Annotated in this window: 3 protein-coding genes; 1 reads left to right on the top strand and 2 read right to left on the bottom strand. The window is 69.5% G+C overall.

The window, feature by feature from the left end; genetic code table 11:
- A partial coding sequence (locus tag VE172_RS13030) for an acyltransferase family protein (RefSeq protein ID WP_324802262.1) occupies positions 1-1,182 on the bottom strand: 1,182 nt, incomplete at its 3' end.
- A gap of 66 nt (positions 1,183-1,248) precedes the next feature.
- On the bottom strand, positions 1,249-2,499 hold the full coding sequence (locus VE172_RS13025; RefSeq protein ID WP_414715094.1) for a nucleotide sugar dehydrogenase: 1,251 nt from the start codon (positions 2,497-2,499) through the stop codon (positions 1,249-1,251).
- A gap of 539 nt (positions 2,500-3,038) precedes the next feature.
- Between VE172_RS13025 and VE172_RS13020 the strand changes: the two genes are divergently transcribed.
- Entirely contained in the window at positions 3,039-5,351 is a 2,313-nt protein-coding gene (locus VE172_RS13020) for a bifunctional glycosyltransferase/CDP-glycerol:glycerophosphate glycerophosphotransferase (protein WP_324802256.1), read from the top strand.
- Positions 5,352-5,537 lie beyond the last annotated feature (186 nt).

Genomic DNA, 5,537 nt, shown 5'->3' with positions numbered 1-5,537 from the left:
CGCCACGGCGATGGCGGCGGTGCCCGCCGACAGCGCCGCGCCCAGTCCGATGCCGCGCCACGGCTTCTGCTTCAGGATCTTGCGGCGCCGCACGGGATTCTCGATGAGGTGGTAGCTGAGCAGCGCCAGCACCAGGGCGCCCGCGACCAGCGCCAGGTTCACCTTCAGCGAGGCCGCGACGCCGAGGGCGGCGGGCCCGATCATGAGGACGGGCCAGTGCCACAGGTAGTAGCCGTAGGAGATCTTGCCGAGGAACTGGAACGGGCCCGTGTCCAGCAGCAGACCCGCGCCGCCGCGGGGGCGCGCGCAGCCGCCCGCGATCACCGCGGCCGCCCCGACCACGGGCAGCGCCGCGGCGTACCCGGGGTACGCGGTGGCGTCGTCGAACCACAGCACGGACACCGCGACCGCCGCCAGGCCGCACCAGGTCAGCGCGGCGGCCGGGCCCGAACGGATCGCCGACAGCCGGTTCGCGGCGACCGCGACCAGGGCGCCCAGCGCCAGCTCCCAGACCCGGGTCTGGGTGCCGAAGTACGCCCACGGCGCCGAGGCGGAGGTCTGGACGACGCTGATCGCCAGCGAGACGACGACGAGGACGGCCAGCACCGCCGCGATCGGCTTGCGGCGGATCGACGTGCGGTGCCTCCACGCCACGGTCAACACGATCAGCAGCACGGGCCACACGAAGTAGAACTGCTCCTCCACCGCCAGCGACCAGAAGTGTTGCAGCGGCGAGGGAGCGGCGTCGGCGTTGAGGTAGTCGGTGCCGGAGACGGCGAGGCGGTCGTTGACGAGGTAGAACGCGCTGGCCAGGGCGTCGCCCACGATCGAGGCGAAGCGGGTGGCGGGCAGCCACAGCCAGGACGCCACCAGGGTCGCGGCGACCACCAGCGCCGAGGCGGGCAGCAGGCGGGTGACCCGTCGCGCGTAGAAGCCCTTGATGGAGATGCGTCCCGTGCCGAGGCGTTCCCGCAGCAGCAGCGAGGTGATGAGGAACCCCGAGATGACGAAGAAGACGTCGACGCCGACGTACCCGCCGTGGAAGAACGGCGCGCCCGCGTGCCCCAGGACGACGGCGCCCACCGCGACGGCGCGCAGCCCCTCGATGTCGGGGCGAAACGTGATGCCCGCGGGTTCGGCGGCGCGGTCGGTGGCGGGCTTGGAGGCCAGCGAGACGGACATTCGTTCCCTTGTGGACGTGGCGGGTGGGCGGACTGGCGCGTGGCGCGGGCCGTCGGTCGGTGGCGCCTACAAGACGGTGAGACCCTTGCGCAGCCGCTGGTTGGTGACGCGGCCCTCTTCGTCTCCTGTGGACTTTCGGAGGGTGCCGCGGGTGTCCAGCAGCAGGCGGGCGTGCTCGCCGAGCAGCTCGGGGGTGTAGTCGGCGTGGTTGGTCAGCAGGATCGTCAGATCCGCGGCGGCCAGCGCGGCGGGCAGGTCGGTGACGCGGTCGACCCGCCGACCCGCCACGGTCCAGTCCTCGACGTGCGGGTCGTGATAGCTGAGGTTCGCTCCCTTGTGGAGGAGCTTCTCGGCCACGGGCTGCGCGGGCGACTCGCGCTGGTCGGCGATGTCGGCCTTGTAGGTGACGCCGAGCAGCAGGACATTGGAGCGGCGCAGCGCCAGGCCCGCGTCGTCGTTGAGCAGGTCGGAGGCGCGCCGCAGCACGTAGTCGGGCATCCGCGCGTTGATCTCCTGGGCCAGCTCGACGAAGCGGAACGGGAAGCCCAGCGTCTTCACCTTGTACGACAGGTAGTTCGGGTCGATGGGGATGCAGTGCCCGCCCACGCCGGGGCCGGGGCTGAACGCCTGGAAGCCGAAGGGCTTGGTGGCCGCGCAGGCGATGGCGTCCCACAGGTCGACGCCGAGGTCCTGGCAGAAGATGGCCATCTCGTTGACCAGCGCGATGTTGACGTGGCGGTAGGTGTTCTCCAACAGCTTGGCCATCTCGGCCTCGCGGGTGCCGCGGGCGCGCACCACCGTGTCGATGAAGCGCCCGTAGAACTCCGCGGCGGTCCGTCCGCACTCGTCGGTGAGCCCGCCGACCACCTTGGGGGTGTTGGCGATGCCGAAGCGCGGGTTGCCGGGGTCGACGCGCTCGGGCGAGAAGGCCAGGTGGAAGTCGACCCCCGCGGTCAGGCCGCTGGCCTCCTCCAGGATCGGCTTGACGACCTCCTCGGTGGTGCCCGGGTAGGTGGTGGATTCCAGGATCACGAGGGTTCCCGGCGTCAGGCGCCGCGCGATGGCGCGCACCGACGCGGTGACGGCGCCGAGGTCGGGGCCGCCCTCGGGCGACAGCGGGGTCGGCACGCAGATGACGATGGTCTTGGCCTGGCCGTACGCGTCCTCGTCGCAGGTGGCGCGGTAGCCCGAGGCGATCATCTCGGCGACCTGGGCGTCGCTGATGTCGTCCACATGGGACAGCCCCGAATTGAGGCGCTCCACCAGCGCGGGCGTCAGGTCGAGACCCACGACGCGCAGACCGGCGGCGGTGGCCATCTGAGCCAGGGGAAGTCCCACGTAGCCCTGGCCCACGACGACGAGATCGGCGGGCACGGGTTCATTCTTCACGCGATGGTCCTTTTTGAGATGGGGCCGCAATGGCGGATGAAAGGCGGACACCACTTCCGCATTCGGGATATTAACAATCCCCGCGATCAATCGACGGCCTCGCCGCCGTGAGAATTGCATTGTTCCCGAGCAATTCCACGAATGTACAAACTGCATTCACGCGATATTCATCAACGGAATTCGAGGGCGCGAAACAACTCCGCGACCACGGCATCCCTTTCACACTACAACATGTAGCGAATTGTCGTTGGGGCCCGGAAATCGGCGGGATCTCAGCCGATTGATAACGGAGAATTCACCTGTTGGACAACTCGTGCTGACCAGCGAAAACGCGAGATTTTCGGGCCAGATGCGCGCATACGGCAACCCCCGCGACGCCGCTACCTGCGCATTTACCCGCTGTTCATTCGGGCCACGCCGAAAATCAACATCTTCCCTGTTCATCGCGGCATCGTTATGCTCGTTCCATGCTGAAGATCAGCATTATCATGCCCGTTTTCAACGTCCAAGGATTCATTCGAGAGTGTCTCGATTCAATCCTCGCCTCGTCGTATCCACACCTCGAAGTCATCGGCGTCAACGACTGCTCGCCCGACCAGTCCGGACAGATACTCGCCGAATACGCCGCGACCGATTCCCGGGTGCGCGCGCTGCGGACGCCCCACAATATCGGCAGCGGCGGCGCCCGCAATCTCGGTCTCGACTCGGCCACCGGCGATTACGTCTGGTTCGTCGACAGCGACGACCGCGTCGCCCCCGACGCGATCGACGGCATCGTCGCGAAACTCGAGACCTACGAGGCCGACGCGCGACCCGACGTCCTGGTCTTCGACTACCAGCGGCTCACCGAGACCGGCGACCTGCTCGGCAGCGACCTGCCCGGGCTGCTGCGCGACAACGAACCCCCCGAGGCGTTCAACCTGTCCGAGTGGCCCGCCATCGCGCGCTACACCCACACCACCTGGAACCGCGTGGTGCGCCGCGATTTCCTCGTCGACCTGGGGCTGCGCTTCCACGCCGGCTGGTACCAGGACGTCCCGTGGACCTACCCGCTGCTGTTGGCCGCCAAGCACATCACGCTGCTCAACCGGCCCGGCTACCACTACCGGCAGCGCCGCTCGGGCTCGGTCACCCGCACCTCCAGCGACCGCCACTTCGAGGTGCTCATGCAGTGGGAGCGGGTGTGGGACACCATCGAGGCGCCGGTGGACGACCCGATCCGGCACGCCGTGTTCCACCGGATGCTGTGGCACTGCATGCAGGTGCTCGGCAACGACGACCGCGTCATGCCGGTGTCGCGGCGCAGCTTCTTCTATCGGGTGGCGAACCTGTTCTCCACGTGCCTGCCGGGGCCGAGCTACGTCCGGCCGAGCGGCGCCGAGGGCACCAAGCACTTCCTGCTCCAGCATCGTTGGTACCTGGGTTATCTGGCTACGCGCGTGCTGCGCCGCGGCTACAACCGGCTGCGCTGGGGGCACCCCTTCGGACGGTCGTTCCGGCGCGGGCGGCTGGCCACGTTCAAGTCCGCGATGGCGCGCGTGAGGGGCCTGTTCGGCGCGGGCGGCGCCGCCGCCCCGTACTACGCCCTCCAGCGTCGACTGTCGCCAAAGGACAAGCTGGTGGTTTTCGCCACCGAGGGCTACGGACGACCGTCCGGCGCCTGCGCCGCGATCGACGCGCAGCTGGCCGAGATGTACCCCGAGCTGAGGCGCGTCTGGCTGACCACCGCCCCGCGCCCTGACGACGTCTCGGCGAAGCCGGGGACCGCGGCCGCGTTGCGGGCCCTGGCCCGCGCGGGTCACGTCATCACCGATTTCGAGCTGGACGAGTTCGTGGTGAAGCGGCGCGACACCACCCACGTCCGCGTCCTGTCCCAGACACCGATCGAGGCGATCGGGCTGGACCTGCTGCGCCTGGAGGGGCGCGGCGCCGAGGACGTGGAGCGGCTGCTGGCCCGCCTGGACCGCTGGGACTTCGTGGTCTCCCCCAACCGTCACGCCAGCGAGATCGTCGACCGGGCGTTCCAGATCCGCGCCGACACCCTGGAGTTCGGGCTGCCCGGCCGAGCGATCGAGCCGGACGACGAGCGCCGCAAGCGGGTGCGCGAGGAGCTCGGGCTGGCCGCCGACGCCCGCCTGCTCTGCCACCATCCGGCCGCGCGCCCGCCCGGCATGGCGGCGCCCGAGTTCGACGTCGTCCATGTGCAACGCCTGCTGCCCGGCACCACCGCGCTGGCGATCGGCGACGGCGGCGTGGTGAGGCGCGCCGACGGCGACGGAGTGCTTGTCTCCCAACGCCTTCCCGCCACCGTCGACGTTGCCGACCTGTACGCCGCCGCCGACATCGTGGTCGGCGACTATCGCGGCGCCCTGGTCGATCGCGCGGTCGCGGGGCTGCCCGTCGTGCTGTACCTCCCCGACTGGGCGGAGTTCTCGGCGACGGGGCGGGTGACCACCGACCTGACGCGGGAGGGCATCGGGCCCGTGGCGCACGACCGGCACCTGCTCGACGAGCACCTGAGGCGAATGTCCGAAAGGGACTACATCTTCGAGGTCACCGACAACCTGCGGCACCGCTTCGGCGACTGGCGACCCGGCGACCCGTGCGACGAGGTCGTGCGGCGCGTCTTCGGCCCGTCCGCCAAGCGCCCCGGCCCCGCGCCGCCGACGGGACCGCCGAGCCCTCCGCATCGACAGACCCCGCCGGCCGATGTGACCAGTCTTACCGTCCACCCGGCGAGGTCGCCGTCTGATAGCGATCAATCCACCGCAGTAAACTGATCACGGCGAGCGGCCCGGATGCCGGAGCCGCGGACCTTTCCCCCATTTCCGTTCTTTGAGGCGTTGTGTTTGGTGATGTCACAGCAATCGATTATTGAGGCCTGGGACCTGGGTGTGCGGTTCTCCAAAGGCCGCCGACGCAACGCAAGACTGCGCGAAAAACTCATCCGCCCGTCCCACCGGGCC

The sequence above is a fragment of the Stackebrandtia sp. genome (assembly GCF_035643755.1).
In the GTDB taxonomy this organism is placed as follows: Bacteria; Actinomycetota; Actinomycetes; order Mycobacteriales; family Micromonosporaceae; genus Stackebrandtia.
This window is presented reverse-complemented; position numbering and strand designations above follow the sequence as displayed.